We start from the raw sequence: 20,386 nt of genomic DNA on the forward strand, positions 1-20,386 counted from the left end.
CTTACGGTGGACGCGTGACGACCACGGCGGAGGTTGTGAGCCAGGTAGACGACCGGATCCGGCGCCTGGAGTCCCGGCTGGTCCGCGAGTTCCACGACGTGCCGCCGAGCATCGTGCACGAGTGGATCGAACGGGCGCGGGCGCGGTTCGGCGGCGCACGGCTGCAGGACTACGTGCCGTTGTTCGTGGCCCGTGAGGTGCGAGCTTCCGCACGGGCGTTCCCGGCGCAGGAGACGCCAGGGACGTTCCTGTCGAGCTGGGCGCGGAATACGGCACGCCGCCTGCTCGCCGCGGAGCTGCCACGCCGTTGGGCGCACACGGCTGGTGTGGCGCGTCGTGCCGAACACGTCGCACGGGTGCTGCCCGAAGAGGAACGCGAGTTGCTCGTGGCGGCGGCGTGGGTGCACGACATCGGCTACGCGGCCGAGCTGACCGACACGGGTCTGCACTCGCTCGACGGCGCGCGCTACCTGCGCCGGGCGGGTGTCTCGGAACGGATCTGCGGCCTGGTCGCGCACCACTCGGGCGCGGCGGCGGTCGCCGGGCTGGTCGGGCTCGCCGAGGGCCTGGGGGAGTTCCCGGACAACCGCGGCCGGCTCCGCGACGCGCTCTGGTACTGCGACATGAGCACCGGCCCGGACGGCCATCCGACGACGGTGCACGGCAGGCTGGCCGAGATCCGGCAGCGCAGGGGCCCCGACGACCCGGTGGTCCGCGCGCTCGCGATCAACGGCGACGAGCGGCTGGCGGCGGTCCGGCGCACGCATCGGCTGCTCCGCCGGGCGTGACGCACGCGTCATGGGCATTTACTTGAAGATTGAACTATCTTGGACGGTATGAAGAAGATCGGTTTTCTGTCGTTCGGGCACTGGACGGACAGCCCGCACTCGCAGACGAGGTCGGCGGCCGACACGTTGCTGCAGTCGATCGACCTCGCGGTGGCCGCGGAGGAGCTCGGCGCGGACGGCGCCTACTTCCGCGTGCACCACTTCGCGCGGCAGCTCGCCTCGCCGTTTCCGCTGCTCGCCGCGATCGGCGCGAAGACCGACCGCATCGAGATCGGCACCGGCGTGATCGACATGCGCTACGAGAACCCGATGTACATGGTCGAGGACGCGAGCGCCGCGGACCTCATCGCCGGCGGAAGGCTCCAGCTCGGCATCTCCCGGGGATCGCCCGAGCAGGTCGTCGACGGGTGGCGGCACTTCGGCTACCAGCCCGCCGAGGGCCAGACCGACGCCGACATGGCCCGCATGCACACCGAGCTGTTCCTGAAGGTGCTGGAAGGCGGAGGCTTCGCGGAACCGGCGCCCCGCCCGATGTTCCCGAACCCTCCCGGCCTGCTGCGCGTCGAACCGCACGCGCCGGGCCTGCGCGACCGGATCTGGTGGGGCGCCGGCTCCAACGGCACCGCCGTGTGGGCGGCGAAGCAGGGCATGAACCTGATGAGCTCGACCCTGAAGTTCGACGAGGGCGGCGCGCCGTTCCACGTCCAGCAGGCCGACCAGATCAGGGCGTTCCGCAAGGCCTGGACCGAGGCCGGCTGGGAGCACGAGCCGCGGGTCTCGGTGTCGCGCAGCATCTTCGCGCTCACCACGGACCTCGACCGCGCGTACTTCGGCGCAGACGGCAGGAGCACCGACTCCATCGGCTTCATCGACGGGCCGACCAAGGCGATCTTCGGCCGGTCCTACGCGGCCGAGCCCGACGTGCTGGTCGAGCAGCTCGCGGAGGACGAGGCGATCGCGGAGGCCGACACCCTTCTGCTGACCGTGCCCAACCAGCTCGGCGTCGAGTTCAACGTGCACGTGCTGGAGAACATCCTCACGCACGTCGCACCGGCACTCGGCTGGCGTTGATCGAAGGACGTCACCGTCGGCGGTCACGCACGTAGACCGCCGACTGCTTGCCCTCGCGCGGCCCGCGGCGGTCGACCTCGAACAGCGTGGTCGCGGTGATCAGGTCGCTGAGCTTCGAGTAGCCGTACGTGCGGGAGTCGAACTCGGGGCGCTGCTTGGTGATGATGCTGCCGACGGCGGAGAGCGTCGCCCACCCGTCGTCGTCCGATGCCGCCTCTACGGCGTTGCGCAGCAGCTTGACCAGCGTCGTGTCGCCCTTGAGCTGCGCCGCGGAGGTCGTCGACTTCGGCAGCAGCGGCGTCTCGGCCGGGGTCGCGGCCTCGGGATAGGCGAGGTTCTCGACGTAGACGAACTTGTCGCAGGCCGCGACGAACGGCTTGGGCGTCTTGCGTTCGCCGAAGCCGTAGACGGTGAGGCCGGACTCGCGCAGGCGGGCGGCGAGGCGGGTGAAGTCCGAGTCGCTGGAGACGATGCAGAAGCCGTCGAAGCGGTCGGAGTAGAGCAGGTCCATCGCGTCGATGACCATCGCCGCGTCGGTCGCGTTCTTGCCGGTCGTGTACGCGAACTGCTGGATGGGCTGGATCGACTGGGCCAGCAGGTGGTCCTTCCAGCCCTTGAGGCTGGTGCCGGTCCAGTCGCCGTACGCGCGCTTGACGTGCGCGGTGCCGTACTTGGCGATCTCGGCCAGCAGCGCCTCGGTGATCGAGGGCTGGGCGTTGTCCGCGTCGATGAGCACCGCGAGTTTCACGGCGCTCTCATTGGCAGTGGCCACGCTCGAATCCGCCTTCGTTCTCAGGTGTTCAGCAGCCGGCTCAGCCACGTGAGCGAGGCCGTGATCTGGTGCGGGGACAGGCCGCGCCGTCGTTGTTCCTGGTAGAGCTCGGGGGCCAGTGGCGCCAGCAGCACCTCGACCAGGCCGTTCGGGTCCGGTGCGGCCGCCTCGGTCAGCAGCGCCAGCACGTGCAGCCGCCAGAAACCATAGGCGCCGGTGCGGAACCGGGCGTCGCCGGTCTCCGCTCCGAGCGCCAGGTGCAGGTGCCGTTCGAGCAGGCCCGTCATGGCCGTGTAGAACGCCGCGAGCCGCTCGGCCGGTGGCGCGCCGGGGCCCAGCGGCGGGGGACCGCCCATCAGTTGTTCCTGCAGCACGCGTTCGTGCTCGTCCAGCAGGGCCGCGGCGACGGAGGCCGGGTCGGGGTAGCGGCGGTACAGGGTGGCGCGACCGACGCCGGCGGCACGCGCGATCTCGTCCATCGTGACCTGGCGGGCGTCCTTGGTCGCGAACAACTCCTCGGCGGCGGCCAGCACGCGCGCCCGGTTGCGCGCGGCGTCGGCGCGTTCCCTGGCCGGTGGCTGCCCGATGACCATGAACGGATCGTACGCGATCACCGAACAAGTGGACAGTGCGTCCACTTCGTGCCTACCCTGGATTAGCGGACACTGTGTCCACTTATTGGGGGTCGTCGTGTACTTCGCGTTACTGGGGTCAGCGCTGCTCGTCGGATGCCTGCTCGCCGTGCAGGCGTCGGCGAACCTGCAGCTCACCAAGGCGGTCGGCACGCCGTACGGGGCGTCGACGCTGCAACTGGGGTTCGCCGCGGCGGTGCTCGCCGTGCTCGCGGTGGCGACCGGCACGATCGGCGCGGTGGCGCTGGTGCCGGACGTCGAGCCGTGGCACCTGCTGGGCGGACTGGCCAGCCCGCTCTACATCACCAGCGGCATCCTGCTGTTCCCGCGGCTGGGCGCGCTCGCCGCCGTCGGGCTCTTCGTGACCGGTCAGATGTTCGCGTCGTTGGTGCTGGACCTGTTCGGACTGCTCGGCCTGCACCAGAAGCCGCTCTCCGCGGGCATCGTGATCGGTGCCGTGGCGGTGCTCGCGGGGATCACCGTGATCGCCCAGCCGCTGAAGACCAGACACGTGGGCTGGATCGGCCTCGGCGTCGTCGCGGGTGCCGTGCTCCCGGTGCAGGGGGCGATCAACGCCCAGTTGCGCGCCGACCTGCACGCGCCGATCGCCGTCGCCCTGATCAGTTTCGTCGTGGCGACACTCGCGATCGCGGTGGTGCTGCTGTTCAACCGCACACCGCCGCCGAACCTGGCGCCCCTCAGGGACATGCCGTGGTGGGGCTGGCTCGGCGGCGGGTGCGCGGCGGCCTACGTCACCGCGACGTTCCTGCTCATCCCGGAGATCGGTGCCGCGACCACCGTGGTGCTCACCGTGACCGGGCAGCAGCTCGCCTCGGCGTTGATCGACCACCGTGGACTCTTCCGGATGCCGCGTCGGCCGTTCACGCCCGCCCGCGTCGCCGGGCTCTCACTGCTCGTCGCCGGTTCGCTGCTCGTCCAGTTCGGCTGAGACACGATCGTCCAAAGCAACACGAACGCCCTGTGCCCGCATTACGGTGGTGATGGGAAAAGCCGTGAGAGAGGCGGAACCGGGCGTGACGTCCTGGGTCGAAGTGATCAACTATGTTCGGCTGCGGTACGAGGTGCTGGAGGAGTCCGACGCCTGGCTGCGGTTCCGGCTCGCCACGAACGGCGAGCGGACGCAGCAGGTCTCCGTGCACCACCTGCCGGACCTCGACGGGACGGCGTGGGTGGAGATCTCCTCGCCGGTCGGTCGTGCCGCCGACGTCGACCTGCTGCGGTTCCTCGAACTCGCGGGCGAGCCGCAGGTCGGTGGAGCGGCCGTGGTGGACGGTCTCGCGCTGCTCAAGCACGTGGTGCCGCTGGAGGACCTGAGTGTGCGCGAGGAGTTCGAACGCCCGCTCGCGCTGCTGGTCGGCCGTGCGGACGCGATGGAGCACCAGCTGACGAGCGGCGACCAGTTCTGACGTGATGGCGGAGGCCGAGGCCTGGGCCGGGCAGCGGGTGGCGATGGTCCGCGACGACCCCGCAGGCCGGCTGGCGTTGATGGAACGCTGCTACTACGGCCCGTTCGGCCAGGCGCCCCAGCACCTGCCGTTCCGGCGCGCGGCTCGGTCGTTCATGCGCTGGCAGCTGGGGCGCGGCGTGCTGCAACCGGCGTTTCACGCACGGCCGGGCAGTCCGTGGTGGCGTGAGGTGAACGAACGCATCCTCCGCGACGGCTGTGAGGCGGTCGGTCTGAGCGGCGGGCTGGGTGGCCCGCCGTCGTCGCACTCGGCTGCCCAGTGGCTGGCCTTCGCGCTGAACCCCACCGCGGAGGCCTGGTACCGCGCGCACAACGGGAGCGTGGTCGCCGCCTACCTGGAGCACCGCTCACTCGCGGAGGCCGAGAGCGAGCCCGAGCGGTTCTTCATGAACGTCATCCTGTGCCGGGTGCTCTACACGCACGCGCTGGTGGCCGCGCCTCGGATGTCATTGGGCTGGATGCGCGCGCTCGCGCCGTTGCTCGGCGACCCCAGGCTGGGCATGACCGGGATCTTCCTGCAGCTCTCCCGCGTGCTCCCGGACGAGTACCCGTTGCGCGACGACGTCCGGTACTACCTCGCCCAGGAACACGGATTCGCCCGTCTCGTCGACTTCGGCATGATCGTGCCGAGGATGCAGCGGCTCTACGAGTGGTCGGCCCGCGAACTGGAGGCGCCGGGGTTGCTCGACTGCGTTCGCGACGGCGCCCTGACCTACGCGTGGCCGTTCGAGGATCGGCACGTCTGGGATCCGCCGCGATCGCTCGTGCTGCCCGTGATCCACCGGATCGTCCCGCCTCGGTAGGAGGCCGGATCGCAATTTTCGTCCGGAGCTTGACTGGTGGGTCAACGTTGCCCAATCGTGTGCGGCGTGACTGGACTGGAGCAGCGTTCTACCGACGTCGTGATCGTCGGTGCCGGCTATGCGGGGCTGGCCGCCGCGTCCCGGCTCACGGCCGCCGGACTCGCCGTCGTCGTGCTGGAGGCCGCTGATCGGGTGGGCGGCCGGGTGTTCAGCGAGGAGCTGTCGTCCGGTGTGCGCGTGGACCACGGTGGACAGTGGATCGGCCCGACGCAGAAGCGTTTTCACGAGCTCGCGGCCAAGTTCGGCTGCGCGACGTTCCCGACGTGGGAGACCGGCCAGCACGTCGAGGTGTGGCACGACGACACCCGCACCGACTACTCCGGCGCCGTGCCGAGGTCCGGTCCCGGCATCGACGACTACCACCGCGTGATCAAGTCGCTCGACGACCTCGCGTTGACCGTCGACCTGGAACGGCCTTGGCTCACGCCGCGGTTCGCCGAGTTCGACGCGTTCTCCGCCGAGGAGTTCTTCGGTTCGCAGACCAGCGACGAGGACGCGTTGCGACGGCTGGCGCTCGCCGTGCAGGGCGTGTGGTGCTGCGAGCCGAGGGAGATCTCGTTCTTCCACGTGCTGTTCTACGTGGCCTCGGCTGGCGGGTACGGGCAGCTGATGGAAACCACCGGAAGCGCGCAGGAGTCCCGTTTCTCCGGCGGTGCGGACGCGCTCGCACGGGCGTTGGCCGCGTCGATGCCCGGTGTCGTGCGGCTGGACGAGCCGGTGCGGGAGATCCGGCACGTTTCCGACGGCGTCGAAGCGGTGACCGGCAAGGGAGTGGTCCGCGCACGGCGGGTGATCGTCACCGTGCCCCCGGCGGCGTTGGGACGGATCACGTTCGAGCCCGTGCTGCCGCAGGCGCGTCGCGGCTGGACCGGTCACACGCCGATGGGACGGGTCGCGAAGATCCACGCGGTGTACGAGGAACCGTTCTGGCGCAAGAAGGATCGCTCCGGCATCGCCACGCTCTACAACCGCAACCCGGTGGGCGTGGTGTTCGACAACTCGCCGGAAGACGCCTCTCGTGGCGTGCTCGTCGCGTTCATCTACGGCGACCGTGTCGACCGCTGGGCCGCCGCGCCCGAGTCGGTCCGGCGTACCGACGTTCTCACCGCGCTGGCCGAGGTCGCCGGAACCCGTGCGCGCATGCCGATCGACTACGCCGAGATGGCCTGGTCCGAGGACGGCTGGACCATCGGCGGCTACGCGTGCTTCGTGTATCCCGGTGGCTGGAGCGAATACGGCGAGCACGGCTGGCGTGCGCCGACCGGCAACGTGCACTGGGCGGGCACCGAGACCGCGTCGGTCTGGAACGGCTACGTCGACGGCGCGATCACCTCCGGCGAGCGGGCCGCCGATGAGGTGATGACCGCGTTGAAGATCGCCAGATGACCGGCTTGTCCTCGCGCGTGCGGACGGCGCTGCGGGCGGTGACGTTGTCGCAGCGCGAACTGGCCGTGCGCATCGGCATGGACCCGACGGCGTTGTCCAAGGCCCTGCGCGGCACGAGGCGGCTGCGCGACGAGGAGATCGCGGCCATCGCCAGGGTCTGCTCCGTGACGGTCGCCTACCTGACGCGGGGCACCGGCCCGGAACCCGTTGTGCCCCAGGCCGTACGCGACCGCGCGGAAGCCGTGACGGCGCGGGAACGCCGCGACCAGATCCTCGCCGCCGCCACCGTGCTGATCGCCCGGCGCGGCTACCACAACGTGCGCGTGTCCGACATCGCACGTCACTGCGGCACCAGCACCGCGACCGTGCACTACCACTTCCCGACCAAGGAAGCGGTTCTGCACGCTGCGATGGAGCACTACGCCCGGCGCTTCCGCGTCCGCGTGGAACGGGAGTTCAGCCAGGCCACCTCGGCGCGGGACAAGCTCCGCCGCCTGGTCGAGGTCCAGCTCCCGCTCGGCACCGACGACGTGGACGAGTGGTCGGTGTGGGTCCAGTTCTGGAGCCAGGCGATGCTCGAGCCGCGGCTGCGCCCGGTCCAGCGCCTGGTCTACGCGGACTGGCGCCGTGTCGTCGTGGACCTGCTGGGGGAGTGCCGCGCGGAAGGCCTGTGCGGTGGCGCCGACGTCGAGGCTCTCGCCGATCGTTTCATCGCGATGGCCGACGGGCTGGCGGTCCAGATCCTCGCGTCGTCGAACGAGATGCGGTCCGACCGCATGCGCGACCTGCTGCTGCGAGCGTTCGAACCGGATCTCGTCCTCACCGGTTGAAACTTGACGCTCGATGTCCAGGTTTCCTAGCATCGGCCGGTGCGGATGAACCAGGGCGTCGAGTGGGCCGTGCACGTGCTGCTGTCCCTCGCGTGGGTCGGCGACGACCGCCCGGTGAGCACCGCCGCGCTGGCCGCGAGCTACGACCTGCCGCAGGCCTATCTGCACAAGCAGTTGCAGGCACTCGCGAGAGCCGGTCTCGTCGAGTCGCTTCCCGGCGCACGCGGGGGATTCCTGCTGGCGCGCCCCGCCGACAAGATCACGCTGATGGACGTCGTGACCGCGATCGAGGGCCCGGAGCCCGCGTTCACGTGCACCGAGATCCGCCGCCGCGGCATGGGCGAGGACGCGCCCAAGAGCTCCTTCCGCCGCACCTGCGCGGTGCACGGCGCCATGCAGCGCGCGGAACTCCAATGGCGTCAGTCCCTTGCGTCGCAGACGATCGCCGACGTCAAGGCCGAAGCGGACGCCCACGCGCCGTCCGCCGCCCGCATCGCGAGGCAGGCGTACGGCCGGGCCTGAGGACGTCAGGCCCGGCCGTCGCGCACGAGATCCAGGAACCGGTCTCACGGGCGGTTGGCGACGCCCCACCACTGCGTGCTGTCCCCGGTGCTGCACCCGTGGGCGGAGGCGCCGCCGCCCTCAGACAGGTGGGTGAGGCACTTCTTCGTCGAGTAGTTCTCGATCATCAGCCAGCCACGTGCGTCGTTCTTGTAGACCATCCACAACTGGTTCGGGCTGTTGGCCTGGCACCGGTGCATGTAGACGGCGCCCTGGGCGTTCGAGTCGAGGCAGTTGTCGTTCGACTTGAACTTGGCCCAGTGGCCCTTGCCGACGTGGCCGTCCCAGGTCCAGATCATCGGGCTGGAGGCCGCGCACGCCCTGGTGGCGACCAGGCCGGTTTCGCCGCTGGTGATGGTGCTGCCGTACAGGCAGTACCGGCCCGACGGGGTCTTGACGTACTGCCTCAGGTCGGCCGCGTTCGCCGCCGGGGCCGTGAACACGCCGAGGATCAGCGTTGCCAGCACCGCGAAGATCGATGCGCGCATGGTCGTCCCTCCTTCGAAATTCGTTTCGGGGCGAAACGTCGCAGACGGGCCTTGCGGGTTCCCTTGCGGATTTTCTTGAATCGCAGGTCAGGGGCGGTTGGCGACGCCCCACCACTGCGTGCTGTCCCCGGTTCGGCACCCGCGGGCGCTGACGCCGCCCCCGTCGGACAGGTGGGTGAGGCAGAGCTTCGTCTGCAGGTTCTCGATCATCAGCCAGCCGCGCTCGTCGTTCTTGTAGACCTGCCAGAACTGGTTGTTGCTGTTGCTCAGGCACCGGTGCACGTACACCGAGCCCGAGGCGTCGGAGTCGAGGCAACTGCCCTGTGCCGCGCCCGTGATCCGGTGCCAGTGGCCCTTGCCCACGTTGCCGTTCCAGGTCCACACCATGTTGTTCGACGCCGCGCACGCCCTGGTGGCCACGAGCCCGGTGGCGCTGGACAGGTTTCCGCCGAACAGGCAGAACCGGCCAGAGGTGGTCTTGAAGTACTGCCTGGTGTCGGCGTTCGCCGCCGGGGCGGTGAACACGCCGAGGATCAGCGCTGCCACCGCGCCGAAGACTTTCAGCGCCGTCGATGTGCGCACGGTTGCTCCTTGGATCGGTGAAGATGGTTGTTCCAGGAGCAACTTCGCGAATCGACCTTGCGGAACTCCTTGCGGGTTTTCTTGAACCGCAGGTCAGGTGCCCTGTTCGAGAAGTCGGATCGCCGGGCAGCGCAGGCCGTCGCGCGGCACGGTGCGGTCGAGCAGGTAGGCGTCGGTGACCGCGCGGGTGCACGGGGTGCGGGTGTAGACGCCGTGTCCGGTGCCCTCGTAGGTCACGAGCGTCGCCTTGCCGCGGGCCTGCCGGTGCACGCTGACCGCGCTCTCGTGACCGGTCGCGGGGTCGTGCAGCGAGTTCAGCATCAGGACCTGCGACGTGGTGGCCGGGTGCCAGGGGCGTGCGGGGTTGAGGGTCGGTCCCTGCCAGCCGGCGCACCACGTGAGTGCCTGGTCCCAGATCGGCGAGGCCTGGACGTTCGGGGCGGCGGCGCGCACGTGGGAGTCCATCGTGGCGACGTCGGCGGCGCTGGCCGGGTGGCCGGTGAAGTCCTGGCACAGGACGGCCTGGGGTCGGCGGGTCGCGGTGCCGAAGCTCGCTTCCGGCTGGGCGGCGAGGGTGCTGAAGTACTCGCCCATGCGCGGGAAGTCCGGGCTGTAGCCGAAGCGGACGGTGCGGTTGGCCAGTTCGGTCGGTGTCAACGGCTGGTCCGGGGCGCCGGGGGTGTGCAGTTCGCCGCGGGTGGCTCGGGCTCGCAGGTCGGCGTAGAGCGCGGGGATGTCCTTGCCGTGCACCGCACATGTCGGTGTGGTGCCGCACCAGCGGACGAACTCGGTGAAGATGTCCTCGCCCGCGCGGGCGCCGGCGGTCAGGAGACCGTCCAGTGGAAGGCTTGCTTCCACGACGCTGTCGATCACCATGGCGCGCACGTGTTTGCCGTACCGCTCGGCGTATTTTTGGCCGTACAGCGTGCCGTAGGACATGCCGTAGTAGGTGATCTGCTTTTCTCCCAACGACTTGCGCAGGTCGTCCATGTCGCGCACGGCGCTCTGTGCGTCCACGCGGTCGAACACGGGGCCGGTGCGGGTGCGGCAGTCCTCGGCGAGCCGGTGGTTGTAGGCGGTGAGCTGGGCGAAGCGTTCCGGGGTGTCCGGGCGGCCGGTGGGGTAGGGGAGACCCACGGCGGAGGTGTCGCAGTAGATCGGGTTGCTGTCGCCGACGCCGCGCGGGTCGTAGCCGACGACGTCGAACCGGGCGAGCACCTCCTCGCTGAAGACCTTCGGCGCGTCCTTGGCGTACTGGGCGGCGGAACCGCCGGGGCCGCCGGGGTTGACCATCAGCACCCCGATGCGGCGGGCCGGGTCGGTCGCCTTGCGGCGCGCGACGGCCAATGCGACCTGTGGGCCGCCTGGGTCGTCGCGGTCGACAGGCACGGTGAGCCTGGCGCAATCGGCTTCGGGAACGTCCGCGCACGGCTGGAACCGCAACGCGGGAGCCGCGGACGCCGGGGTGATCGGGAGCAGCGCCAGGGTGAGCGCCATCGCGAGGATCTTCATGTCTCGCAAGACGATCAGGGCACGGCGCGAGGTTCTCCCTGTGGCATAGGTCACTATTGCTTCAGTGGTGACCGAATCAAAGCGTAGACGGTCGTGCCGGTCACGCCGAACGCCACTGCTGACCACGCCGCCACGACGGAACCGGTCGGCGCGAGCAGCCAGCTGTCGGCGAAGAACGTGACGGTGAACCACGCGAACGGCAGCGTCCATGCCAGGTAACCGCCGAACAACGCGGCACCGAGCGCAGCAAGTCCTACCAGGCCAACAGATCCACGCAGCACGAACGACAACGGAGAGATGGAGCTGACGAGTGCGGTCGTGACGGCGATGATGGCGACGACATGGGCCATGCGGTACGCGGGCCACGGCCACGCGGACGTGGCGTCGAGGTCTGCGTCCTGTCCGGTGAGCCCGATGGCGAAGGCGGAGACGGCGGTGGTGATCGCCAGCGCCGACCACCGGGCGTCCGCGACCGGAGCGACAAGGTGCACCAGCAGGCAGCAGAGTGTCGCTGTCGCAACGGATGCCGGGATCTGGCGGGATCGCGCGTACAACAGCAGCGCTCTCACAGAGTGCCGCCTGTGAGCGCCGCGAGCTGGTCGCCCTGGCAGGACAGTCCGACCTCGCGCGCGGCGTTCACCCGTGCCAACTGCTCGTCGGCGGGCAGAGAACGCAAGGCCGCCAACGCGCGAGCGGCGGGCTCGTCGGCACCGGAGCGGATGAGCCGGTAGTTGGGCAGGGGTTTCAGGTCGCCGGTGAACCAGGCGGCGACGGCCGTGCGCGCGGCGGCCTCGCGGATGATCTTCTCGTTCCCGTCGGGGTTGAAGCAGGTGGGCGTGCCGCCGCCCGCGACGAGCTCGGCGAGCCAGTCGCCGGGGGTGGCGAGGTCGAACGCGTTGCCGTTGAAGTGCACCGGCACGACGTCGGCGGTGCGCGGAATGCCGTCCTGGTTCTTCGCGGGGTAAGGGACTTCGCGGACGGACTTCGGCGCGTCAGGCAGTTTCGCCAGCAGTCGCAACGCCTCCTCGGCCACTGGTGCGAACGCGTCCAGTGTGGACTCGCGCATCCGGCTCAGGCACACGTTTCCCCGGCACACCGCGGCGGAGGCGGCCTCGTTGAGCACGAACGTCCTGGCCGGCAGGAGCGGAAGCGCGACGGCTGCGGAGACGACCACGGGCACCAACGCGAGCAGTCGCAGGCGCGTCGTGGCGGCGGCGTACAGGCCGAAGCCGGTGAGTGCGAGGCCGGTGAGCCAAATCGCCTGGCCTGTGTTCGCGGCCGTGGCGACCGTGTCGTAGACGTTGCGCATCGCGCCGAGCGCGGGGGAGAGCAGCGTGATCTGGTTCGGCACCACGACTTCCGGCTCGCTGACCGGGTCCTGGGAGAGGGTCAGGAACACGAGTGCGATCAGTGAGCTCAGGGCGAGCAGCGGCGGCGTGAGCACCGAGGGGAAGACGCGCGCGACACCCATGCCGAGCCAGCCGCCGGCCACGACGGCGAGCGCGCCGACCGCGGTGATCGGGAGCCAGGCGAGGTGGAAGTAGCCGCCGTGCCCCACGACCAGGACGGCGCCGAGCGCGAACACCAGCAGGTACGCGACGACGAGGCAGAACGCGAGCGCGCCCGCGGTGGCGGCGGCGCGCTGCCAGGCGGGGCGCGCGGTGGTGGCGAGGAGGTCCTCGACGCCGGCGCGGTGGTCGCGCATGCCCGCGATCGCGCCCGCTCCGACGACCATCGGCCACAGGAACACCAGCAGGAAGCGCACCCACTGGGCGGCCGAGTGCCACTGCTCGTCCCACGCCTCCGGGCCTTTCCACCACGGCGCGCTCAGCGAGTAGAGCAACGTCACCGCGGCGCCGACCAGGACCAGGCCCGCCCACGGCGCGACCGAGCGGCGCAGTTCGACGCGCAGCGCCTTCACCACGATCCCTGTCGCTTCGGGGCGGCGAGGAGCGCCGTGTAGCCGCGTTCGATGGAACTGTCACCCGCGTGGTCGTCGGTTCCGGCGGCGGCGAGCTGGGCCGGCGTGCCCTGGAAGACGAGTTTGCCGTCGGCGAGCAGCACGACGTCGGTGCACGCGGTCGCGACGTCCTCGACGAGGTGGGTGGACACGACCACGCAGGCGTCGGTGCCGAGTTCGACGAGCAGTTCGCGGAACCGCATGCGCTGCGCGGGGTCGAGCCCGGCGGTCGGTTCGTCCAGCAGCAGGATCTCGGGGTCGTTGACGATGGCCTGGGCGATGCCCGCACGCCGCACCATGCCGCCGGACAACGTCTTCAGGCGGTCGTCGGCGCGGTCGGCGAGACCCACGCGTTCGACGGCTCGCTGCACCGCGGCGGGGATGTCGCGGGCAGGCATCTCCTTGAGCCAGGCCATGTACTCGATGAACTCCCGCACGGTGAACCGCCGGTAGTAGCCGAACTCCTGGGGCAGGTAGCCGATGCGGCGGCGCAGTTCGCGCAGGTCGAGGCCGCCGAGCAGGGTGAGCGTGCCGGACGTGGGGCGCAGCACGGTGGCGAGGGCGCGGATCAGCGTCGTCTTGCCCGCGCCGTTGGGGCCGAGCAGTCCGTGCACGCCGCGGCCCATCGTGAGGGTGACGCCGTCGACGGCCATGCGCCTGCGCCCGACCTTGACCGCGAGGTCGTGGGCGGCGATCTCCCAGGCGTACGTGGTGGGGGTGGTCATGTCGTTCCTCATCGGTTGGCCCGCAGGCGGGTGAAGTCGGTCCTGCGCAGGGCGATCACGAGCAGGCCGAGCGCGAGCGCCGCGGCCCACACCGGGACGGCCGCGGGCGCGAACGCGACGGACGTGCGGCTCAGCACCACGGTCGGGGCGACGATCGCGACGGCCCACAGCGCGATCAGGGCGATCGCCGCGCGGGTCACGCCGACCAGCCCGCCGAGCGCGAGGGTGCCCGCGGTGAACGCCAGGCACGGCAGCAGCCACTGCGCGAGCGAGGCACCGCTGGACCATCCGGCCACCAACAGGCCCGGCACCATCACGGCGAGCACAGCGGCGGTGCGGCGCAGGACCAGCGGCAGTCCGGCGCGGGGCGTGGCGGTGGCGAGCTCGTACGCCGGATCCAGCGCCCTGCTCCAGGACGCGGCGACGCCCAGCACCGGCAGCACCGGGGCGACGAGCAGCACCAACGAGACGCGGTCGGGCGAGAGAGAGGTGAGCCGGTCGAGCAGCACGGCGATGAAGGTGACGACGAGGATCATCGCGAGCCACGGTCCGGCGGCAGGCGACGCCCACCGGGCGAGGCGGCGGCGCCACGGCCGTGCGGGGGCCATCTGCGGGGTGTGGTCGAGCAACGGCGCGAGCTCCAGCCACACCGCGTCGGCCACCGGTTCGGGTGCGAGACGGCCTCGGCACGCCGCACAGGTCTCCAGATGGGACTCGACGGCCCACAGCTCGTCGGCGGGGATGTCCTCGTCGCCCCGCGCGTAACGGAGCAGCAGCTGCTCTCCAGGGTGGTGCGCGGTCATGACAGAGCCTCCCGCATCGCGATCCTCGCCCGCCTGGCGCGGGTCTTGACGGTGCCTTCCGGCACCCCGAGCAGCACCGACGTCTCCCGGACGGACAATCCGTCGAGCACCATCGCCTGCAACACCTGCCGCAGTTCCGGGGCCAGCCTGCGCAACGCGTCGCCCACCTCGTCGCCGACCACGCCTTCGAGCACCTCGTCCTCGGCGGCACGGGCGGCGGGCTCGGTCGCGGCGGCGTTCGGTGGCTGGGCGTGGTGCGCCCGTCTGCGGAACGCGTCGATCAGCCTGCGCGCGGCGATGGTCCACAGCCAGCCGACCGCGGTGCCGTCGGTCGCGCTGCCCGCGAAGGCGCCTGCCGCCCGCCACACCGCGAGGTAGGTCTCCTGAAGCACCTCGGCGACGATCTGCTCGTCGGAGCACCGCCTGCGCAGGCGCACCGTGAGCCACGGCGCGCTGCGGCGGTAGAGCTCCTCGAACGCAGCGCGGTCACCTCGTGCGACACGGCGCACGAGCTGCTCCTCGTCGAGTTCGGCGGGCTTTTCCCGGATCGCTCTCACACTCCGCAAGACGTCGGTATCGCGCGCGAGGTTCTCACATCGCTGTGGCGTGCGTCACAAATCCGCTCCCGGAGAACCGTGCCCGGCGGCGTCGCCGTCTGGCCGCTCGTATCCCCGGAGAAAGTGGAGCCTGTGCGATGACAGTGTCCCCAGTGGAAGTTCGCGGGGCTGTTTCGGCCCACGAACTGGTGAAGGTGTACGGCAAGGGCCCGGCCGCGGTGCGTGCGCTGGACGGCGTGAGCACGGAGTTCCGCGCCGGCGAGCTCACCGCGATCATGGGCCCGTCCGGGTCGGGGAAGTCGACGCTGCTGCACTGCCTGGCAGGCCTGGACACCGCCGACTCCGGGACCGTCCACATCGGCTCGACCGAGCTGACGTCGCTGGGCGACAAGGCGCTCACCCGGCTGCGGCGGGACCGGATCGGGTTCGTGTTCCAGTCGTTCAACCTGCTGCCGACGCTCACGGCCGAGGACAACGTCCTGCTCGCGTTGCGGCTGGCCGGACGCACCGCTGACCGCGAGTGGTTCGCACGCGTCATCGACATGCTCGGCCTGCGGGACCGGTTGCGGCACAAGCCGAGTGAGCTGTCCGGCGGCCAGCAGCAGCGCGTGGCGTGCGCACGGGCGTTGGTGGGCAAGCCGGACGTGGTGTTCGCCGACGAACCGACCGGCAACCTCGACTCCCGCACCGGCGCGGACGTGCTGGCGTTCCTGCGCGCCTCGGTGAGCGAACTGGGGCAGACCGTGGTGATGGTGACCCACGACCCCATCGCCGCGTCGTACGCCGACCGCGTGGTGCTGCTCGCCGACGGCAAGGTGGCGGGCGAGATCTACTGGCCGACGACCGAGGACGTCCTGGCCGCGCTGTCGAAGCTGGGGGCGTGATGCTGCGAACCACGCTGGCCGGAATCCGGGCGCGGTTCCTGCGCCTGGTGCTGTCGTCGATCGCCATCGTGGTCGGCGTGGCGTTCGTGTCGGGCACGATGGTGCTGGCCGACGCCCTGCAGGCGACCATGCGGGACGAGTTCGCGCGGTCCGCGCGCGGTGTCGACGCGGTGGTCGAGCCGGAACGCAAGGCCGTGCTGGACGTTGCGGCGATCGCGAGCGTCGACGGGGTCGCGGCCGCCGCGCTGAGGCAGACCGTCGCGGTGCCGATCGTGGGCGCGCAGGGCCGGGCCGAGGAGGCCGACCTGGTGGAACTGGCGGCCGATCCGTCGTTGCGCGCGCAGGAGGTGGTGCGGGGCGCGTTCCCCGCCGCCGGGCAGATCGCGGTGAGCGAGCAGACCGCCCGAGACCGGAACCTGAGCGTGGGCGCGGAAGTCGTGCTGCTCGGCCGGGACTCGGCGCCGGAGCGGTTCACGGTGAGCGGCGTCTACGACACGGGCACGGCGGAACGCCCTGGCACGGCGGAGCTGCTGCTGCCCGGCATCGCCCGGTTCGTCGACCCGGCTGAGCCCCCTTACGGCGCGCACGTGGTCGTGCGTTCGTCCGGAGTGGACCAGTCGGTGCTGGTCGAACGCCTGCAAACGTTGCTAGGACAAGACTTCTACGTGAGCACCGGTACGACGCACACGGAGATGCTGCTCGCGGCTCAGGGCGGAGACGACATCGCACTGGCGATGAGCCTGTTCGCGGTGGTCGCGCTGGTGGTGGCGGCGATGGTCGTGATGAACACCTTCACGATCCTGATCGCCCAGCGCACCCGTGAGCTGGGCCTGCTGCGCAGCATCGGCGCGGGACGCGGGCAGGTCTTCCGCTCGGTGCTGCTCGAGGCGGCGGTCATCGGGATGGTCGCGTCCGTGCTCGGCCTGGGCGCGGGCGTGGGCCTGGCGGCCGCACTGCAGTCGGTGCTGGGCTCGTCGCCCGTGCGGCTGCCGGTGAGCGGTCTGGCGGTGGCCGCCGCGTTCGCCGTCGGTCTCGGCGTCACGCTGGTGGCGGCGTTCCTGCCGGCGCGCCGGGCGACGAGGGTCGCGCCGATGGAGGTGCTGCGCACGCAGGTGGACAGCCGTGAGGAGGTGTCGCGCACCGGCCGGGCACGCGTCGTGGTGACCGGGGTTCTCGGCTCGATCGCCGTGCTGTTCACCGTGCTGGCGCTGACCCAGTCGTCGGGTCCGAAGCTCGCCATGGCGTTCGCGATCGGCGCGGGCCTGTTCCTGCTCGGTGCCGTGGTGACGGCGGGCCCGCTGCTGGTCGGGCCGTTGATCCGCGGGCTGGGCGCGGTGCCCCGGGCACTGTTCGGTGTCCCCGCCGCACTGGCCGCGGGCAACGCCGGGCGCAACCCCCGCCGCACCGCCGCCACCATGTCGGCCCTGCTGGTCGGCGTCGCGGTGGTGTCCATGCTGACGATGATGGCGACTTCGGTGAAGGACAACAGCGACAGCACGTTCGCCCAGCAGTTCCCCGCCGACTACGAGGTGAGCAGCGCGGTGCACGACCGGCCGCTGCCCGCGTCGCTGCTGGACCGCATCACCGCGCGTCCCGGGGTCGAGGCGGCCGGCGCGGAACGGACGGAGAACCTGGTCGTCGCGGTGGGGGACAGGAAGCGCACGATCGGACTCGCCGCCGTGACGCCGTCCTCGCTGGGCACCCTGATCCGCCCGGAGGTCGTGCGCGGGGACCTGTCCGCCGTGCGCGGCGACGGCATCGCGCTGACCGAGGAGATCGCGCTGGCGCTGCGCGCCGACGTGGGCACGGTGGTCACCTCGACCGTCGGCACGGTCTCGCAGGACCTGCGCGTCGTGGCGCTCACGAGGTCCGGACCCGGCCTGGACGCCTACGCCGACCTGGCGACGTGGCCGGGACAGGGCGCGCAGACGATCTCGGTGAAGATGGCTCCCGGCACGGACGGCAGGGCGGTGCTGAACTCGGCCGTCGAGTCCGTGCCGACCGCGAAGATCACCAGTTTCGCCGACACCCGCGCCGAGTTCACCGCCCAGATCGACCGGCTGCTCGCGTTCGTGTGGGCGATGATCGGCCTGGCGATGCTGACCGCGTTGCTCGGCATCGCCAGCACCATGACCCTGTCCGTGTTCGAACGGACCAGGGAATCGTCGTTGTTGCGCGCCTTGGGTTTCACGCGTGCGCAGCTGCGGCGGATGCTCGTCGTCGAGTCGATCCTGATCGCGTTGTCCGGTGCCGTGCTGGGTGCGGTGGCCGGGACGGCGTCGGCGGCGTTGCTCGTCGTGGCGGTGGGGCGTGACGACGACCTTCGGATGACGGTGTCCGTGCCGTATGGACAGTTGGCCGCGCTGTTCGTGGCCGTCGCGGTCGCCGGGGTGCTCGCTGCGCTGCTGCCGGCCCGGCGGGCGGCCTCGGTCTCGATCGTCGCGGGCATGTCCGATCGTTGAGGCAGGTCACGACTTGTCGGAATTGTCGGTGCCGCGTCGTATGCTCCCTGCCGGACGCAAGAACCGCCTGGGGGAGTTCATCTTGAGCAAGAAGCTGAGATCGCTGTGCCTTGTCGCGGCCGTGACCGCGGGAACGGTGTCGATCACGGGTGCGGCGTCGGCCGCCGACCCGGCGTGCGGGCCGGTCGCGCACGTCTTCACCACGCAGGCCGACGGCGACCTGTGGCTGTACGAGCACTCGGCGCCCGCGTCCGGCGGTTTCGCCTGGGCGGGGGCGCGGCAGATCGGCTGGGGCTGGGGCGGCAAGACGTTCGCCGGCCAGGACGGGCGCGTCTACAACATCACCACGGGCGGTGAGTTGCGCAGACTGCGCTACCGGGGCGGCGCCTGGGACACGTTCCCCGGCGGCGGGCAGTTCCAGACGATCGGCCGGGGCTGGCAGAAGTTCGCCGAGACCGCGAACCGCGCCAAGATCACCGTGGACGCCGACGGGTCGTTCTACACGCTCGAAGGCGACCAGCTGCGGTGGTGGCGCTACGACGAGCAGGCCGGTGCGTGGGCTCCCGGCAGCGGTCGCGTGCTCGACGTCGGCTGGGGCCGGTTCGACCTGATCGCCGCCGGTGGCAACGGTGGTCTTCAGGCGCGGGACGCCTCGGGTGCGCTGCACCGGTTCCGGTACCACGCCGAGACCGAGCGGTTCGTGGCCTACGACGTCGTTCCCGCGGCCGGTTGGCAGGGGCGCGGCACGCTGTTCTCGCCGGGCGGCGACCTCTACTACTCCGTCCGGCCCCACACCGGTGAGCTGCGGTGGAACCAGTTCACCGAGGACACCGGCTGGCGCACCGGCGCCGGTGCGGTGATCGGCACGGGCTGGGGCACCGACGTCGACGTCACCGCGACGACGACCGACTGCTCCGTCAGCCTTCCCGGGCCACCGCCGGCCGAGTGGCTGGGAGCTGGAGACGGCGCGTCGCACGTCGCCGACCTGGCGTCGGGTGGCCGGTACGTGCTGGGCCCCGGCTACCAAAGCGCACTCGTGACCGACTGGTTCGACCCCGTCGCGCGGAATTGGCGGACCACGATGGAGACGAACGGCTACGACGCCATCAGAACCCCGATCGTCGACGCCGCCGCGGGCGCGGTGACGTTCGGGGCGCGGGGCTCGACCGGCACCGATCTGGTCACCCTGCGCGGAGGCGACTGGCAGGCGAGCACGACTGTTTCATTGCGCGGCGCCATGAGCAGCACACCGACCATCGTCCGGCGCGCCAACGGCACGGTGGCCGTGTACTCGCTCGCGTCGGCAGGCGACGGTGTCGGCCACCTCCACGTCCGCGAACAGCTGCCAGGTGGCGACTTCCTCGCCTGGCGCAGGTTCGGCGATCCGGCCGTGGACTACTCGAACATCAACGCGATCACGCGCGGCGACCAGACGACCGTGCTGGCCACCGATCGGGACTACGTCGCGCACGTCTTCCGGCACGCACCAGGTACGGCTCCCGTGCCGGCCGGTCACCTCGCCGGACGCAGTCTCTTCGGGCCGATGACGACTGTCCTGGACAGCAACGGCACGATCCTCGTGTTCGCGGTGCTGCGCACCGACGACGGCATCCGCATCGTCCACGTGCGACGGGAGAAGGCCGACCGCAGCGGGTTCGAGGACACCTGGCAGTCGCTCGGTGAGTTCGGCAGGCGCGGCGTCATGACCGAGCCGGTGTCCGCGTTGCTGTTGCCGAACGGCACGGTGGCGGTCTCGGTGCCTGCGGACGGCAAGCCGTACGTCACCACGTCGAAGGGCCCTGGCAGCACCGAGTTCGCCTTCCCGTGGACGCCGGTCGACGTCGCGAAGGACGCGTGGTTCAGCGAACCGACCGCACTGACTCTGAGCACGAACGGCGAAGTGCTGCTCTCGGCGGTGTCGGGCACCCGCAAGCACCTGTTCACCGCGCCCGTGCCCGCTGATCCGGCGGCACCGCCGCGATTCACCGGCGGACCGATCTACGGGTACTGAGTCCCGAACATCT

At 70.9% G+C, this 20,386-nt stretch carries 21 protein-coding genes; 11 read left to right on the top strand and 10 right to left on the bottom strand.

The window, feature by feature from the left end:
* Positions 1 to 14 precede the first annotated feature (14 nt).
* Positions 15 to 788, top strand: a complete 774-nt coding sequence (locus tag OG205_RS05990; RefSeq protein ID WP_330275231.1) for an HD domain-containing protein — start codon at positions 15 to 17, stop codon at positions 786 to 788.
* A 48-nt stretch (positions 789 to 836) separates the two neighbouring features.
* Positions 837 to 1,859 carry an LLM class flavin-dependent oxidoreductase gene (locus OG205_RS05995; protein ID WP_330275232.1) on the top strand — a complete coding sequence of 341 codons (1,023 nt, stop codon included), beginning with the start codon at positions 837 to 839 and terminating at the stop codon, positions 1,857 to 1,859.
* Positions 1,860 to 1,869: 10 nt separating this feature from the next.
* Here the strand turns inward: OG205_RS05995 and OG205_RS06000 are convergent, their stop codons facing one another.
* Entirely contained in the window at positions 1,870 to 2,631 is a 762-nt protein-coding gene (locus tag OG205_RS06000; protein ID WP_319974346.1) for an NYN domain-containing protein, read from the bottom strand.
* A gap of 20 nt (positions 2,632 to 2,651) precedes the next feature.
* Positions 2,652 to 3,224 (bottom strand): TetR/AcrR family transcriptional regulator, encoded by a 573-nt coding sequence (locus OG205_RS06005; protein WP_330278114.1) that lies wholly within the window; start codon positions 3,222 to 3,224, stop codon positions 2,652 to 2,654.
* 97 nt (positions 3,225 to 3,321) lie between these two features.
* Here OG205_RS06005 and OG205_RS06010 point away from each other — a divergent pair, with 97 nt between their 5' ends.
* The 6 genes from OG205_RS06010 (at position 3,322) to OG205_RS06035 (ending at position 8,350) form a co-directional block, all read left to right on the top strand.
* The gene (locus tag OG205_RS06010) at positions 3,322 to 4,212 is read left to right on the top strand and encodes a DMT family transporter (protein WP_330275233.1); all 891 of its coding nucleotides are present in this window, start codon (positions 3,322 to 3,324) and stop codon (positions 4,210 to 4,212) included.
* An 85-nt stretch (positions 4,213 to 4,297) separates the two neighbouring features.
* A complete protein-coding gene (locus OG205_RS06015) occupies positions 4,298 to 4,690 on the top strand; it encodes a hypothetical protein (RefSeq protein WP_330278115.1) in 393 nt (130 codons plus the stop codon).
* A gap of 4 nt (positions 4,691 to 4,694) precedes the next feature.
* Positions 4,695 to 5,552: a hypothetical protein gene (locus OG205_RS06020; protein ID WP_330275234.1), complete on the top strand. Its 858-nt coding sequence runs from the start codon at positions 4,695 to 4,697 to the stop codon at positions 5,550 to 5,552.
* 66 nt (positions 5,553 to 5,618) lie between these two features.
* The gene (locus OG205_RS06025; protein WP_330275235.1) at positions 5,619 to 6,998 is read left to right on the top strand and encodes a flavin monoamine oxidase family protein; all 1,380 of its coding nucleotides are present in this window, start codon (positions 5,619 to 5,621) and stop codon (positions 6,996 to 6,998) included.
* Positions 6,995 to 7,828, top strand: a complete 834-nt coding sequence (locus OG205_RS06030) for a TetR/AcrR family transcriptional regulator (RefSeq protein ID WP_330275236.1) — start codon at positions 6,995 to 6,997, stop codon at positions 7,826 to 7,828. The genes OG205_RS06025 and OG205_RS06030 overlap by 4 nt, the downstream gene beginning before the upstream one ends.
* A 45-nt stretch (positions 7,829 to 7,873) precedes the next feature.
* Entirely contained in the window at positions 7,874 to 8,350 is a 477-nt protein-coding gene (locus tag OG205_RS06035; protein ID WP_330278116.1) for an RrF2 family transcriptional regulator, read from the top strand.
* Positions 8,351 to 8,394: 44 nt separating this feature from the next.
* On the opposite strand, the gene OG205_RS06040 is transcribed toward OG205_RS06035, so the two are convergent.
* The 8 genes from OG205_RS06040 to OG205_RS06075 form a co-directional block, all read right to left on the bottom strand.
* Positions 8,395 to 8,877, bottom strand: coding sequence for a ricin-type beta-trefoil lectin domain protein (locus OG205_RS06040; protein WP_330275237.1), 483 nt, complete (start codon positions 8,875 to 8,877; stop codon positions 8,395 to 8,397).
* Positions 8,878 to 8,964: 87 nt separating this feature from the next.
* Positions 8,965 to 9,459: an RICIN domain-containing protein gene (locus tag OG205_RS06045; protein WP_330275238.1), complete on the bottom strand. Its 495-nt coding sequence runs from the start codon at positions 9,457 to 9,459 to the stop codon at positions 8,965 to 8,967.
* A gap of 93 nt (positions 9,460 to 9,552) precedes the next feature.
* Positions 9,553 to 10,971 carry an alpha/beta hydrolase gene (locus OG205_RS06050; protein ID WP_330275239.1) on the bottom strand — a complete coding sequence of 473 codons (1,419 nt, stop codon included), beginning with the start codon at positions 10,969 to 10,971 and terminating at the stop codon, positions 9,553 to 9,555.
* 53 nt (positions 10,972 to 11,024) lie between these two features.
* Positions 11,025 to 11,462, bottom strand: a complete 438-nt coding sequence (locus tag OG205_RS06055) for a hypothetical protein (RefSeq protein ID WP_330275240.1) — start codon at positions 11,460 to 11,462, stop codon at positions 11,025 to 11,027.
* Positions 11,463 to 11,536: 74 nt separating this feature from the next.
* Positions 11,537 to 12,892, bottom strand: coding sequence for a hypothetical protein (locus OG205_RS06060; RefSeq protein ID WP_330275241.1), 1,356 nt, complete (start codon positions 12,890 to 12,892; stop codon positions 11,537 to 11,539).
* Complete coding sequence (locus OG205_RS06065) at positions 12,889 to 13,656, bottom strand: ABC transporter ATP-binding protein (RefSeq protein WP_330275242.1); 768 nt, start codon at positions 13,654 to 13,656, stop codon at positions 12,889 to 12,891. The genes OG205_RS06060 and OG205_RS06065 overlap by 4 nt, the downstream gene beginning before the upstream one ends.
* Before the next feature lie 8 nt (positions 13,657 to 13,664).
* Entirely contained in the window at positions 13,665 to 14,459 is a 795-nt protein-coding gene (locus tag OG205_RS06070; protein ID WP_330275243.1) for a zf-HC2 domain-containing protein, read from the bottom strand.
* Complete coding sequence (locus OG205_RS06075; protein ID WP_330278117.1) at positions 14,456 to 15,007, bottom strand: RNA polymerase sigma factor; 552 nt, start codon at positions 15,005 to 15,007, stop codon at positions 14,456 to 14,458. The genes OG205_RS06070 and OG205_RS06075 overlap by 4 nt, the downstream gene beginning before the upstream one ends.
* Before the next feature lie 146 nt (positions 15,008 to 15,153).
* On the opposite strand from OG205_RS06075, the gene OG205_RS06080 reads away from it, so the two are divergent.
* From OG205_RS06080 to OG205_RS06090, 3 genes are all read left to right on the top strand, one after another.
* Complete coding sequence (locus OG205_RS06080) at positions 15,154 to 15,900, top strand: ABC transporter ATP-binding protein (RefSeq protein ID WP_330275244.1); 747 nt, start codon at positions 15,154 to 15,156, stop codon at positions 15,898 to 15,900.
* Entirely contained in the window at positions 15,900 to 18,362 is a 2,463-nt protein-coding gene (locus tag OG205_RS06085) for an ABC transporter permease (RefSeq protein ID WP_330278118.1), read from the top strand. The genes OG205_RS06080 and OG205_RS06085 overlap by 1 nt, the downstream gene beginning before the upstream one ends.
* A gap of 82 nt (positions 18,363 to 18,444) precedes the next feature.
* On the top strand, positions 18,445 to 20,373 hold the full coding sequence (locus tag OG205_RS06090; RefSeq protein WP_330275245.1) for a tachylectin-related carbohydrate-binding protein: 1,929 nt from the start codon (positions 18,445 to 18,447) through the stop codon (positions 20,371 to 20,373).
* Positions 20,374 to 20,386 lie beyond the last annotated feature (13 nt).

The organism is Lentzea sp. NBC_00516 (assembly GCF_036346835.1).
Lineage (GTDB): Bacteria > Actinomycetota > Actinomycetes > Mycobacteriales > Pseudonocardiaceae > Lentzea > Lentzea sokolovensis.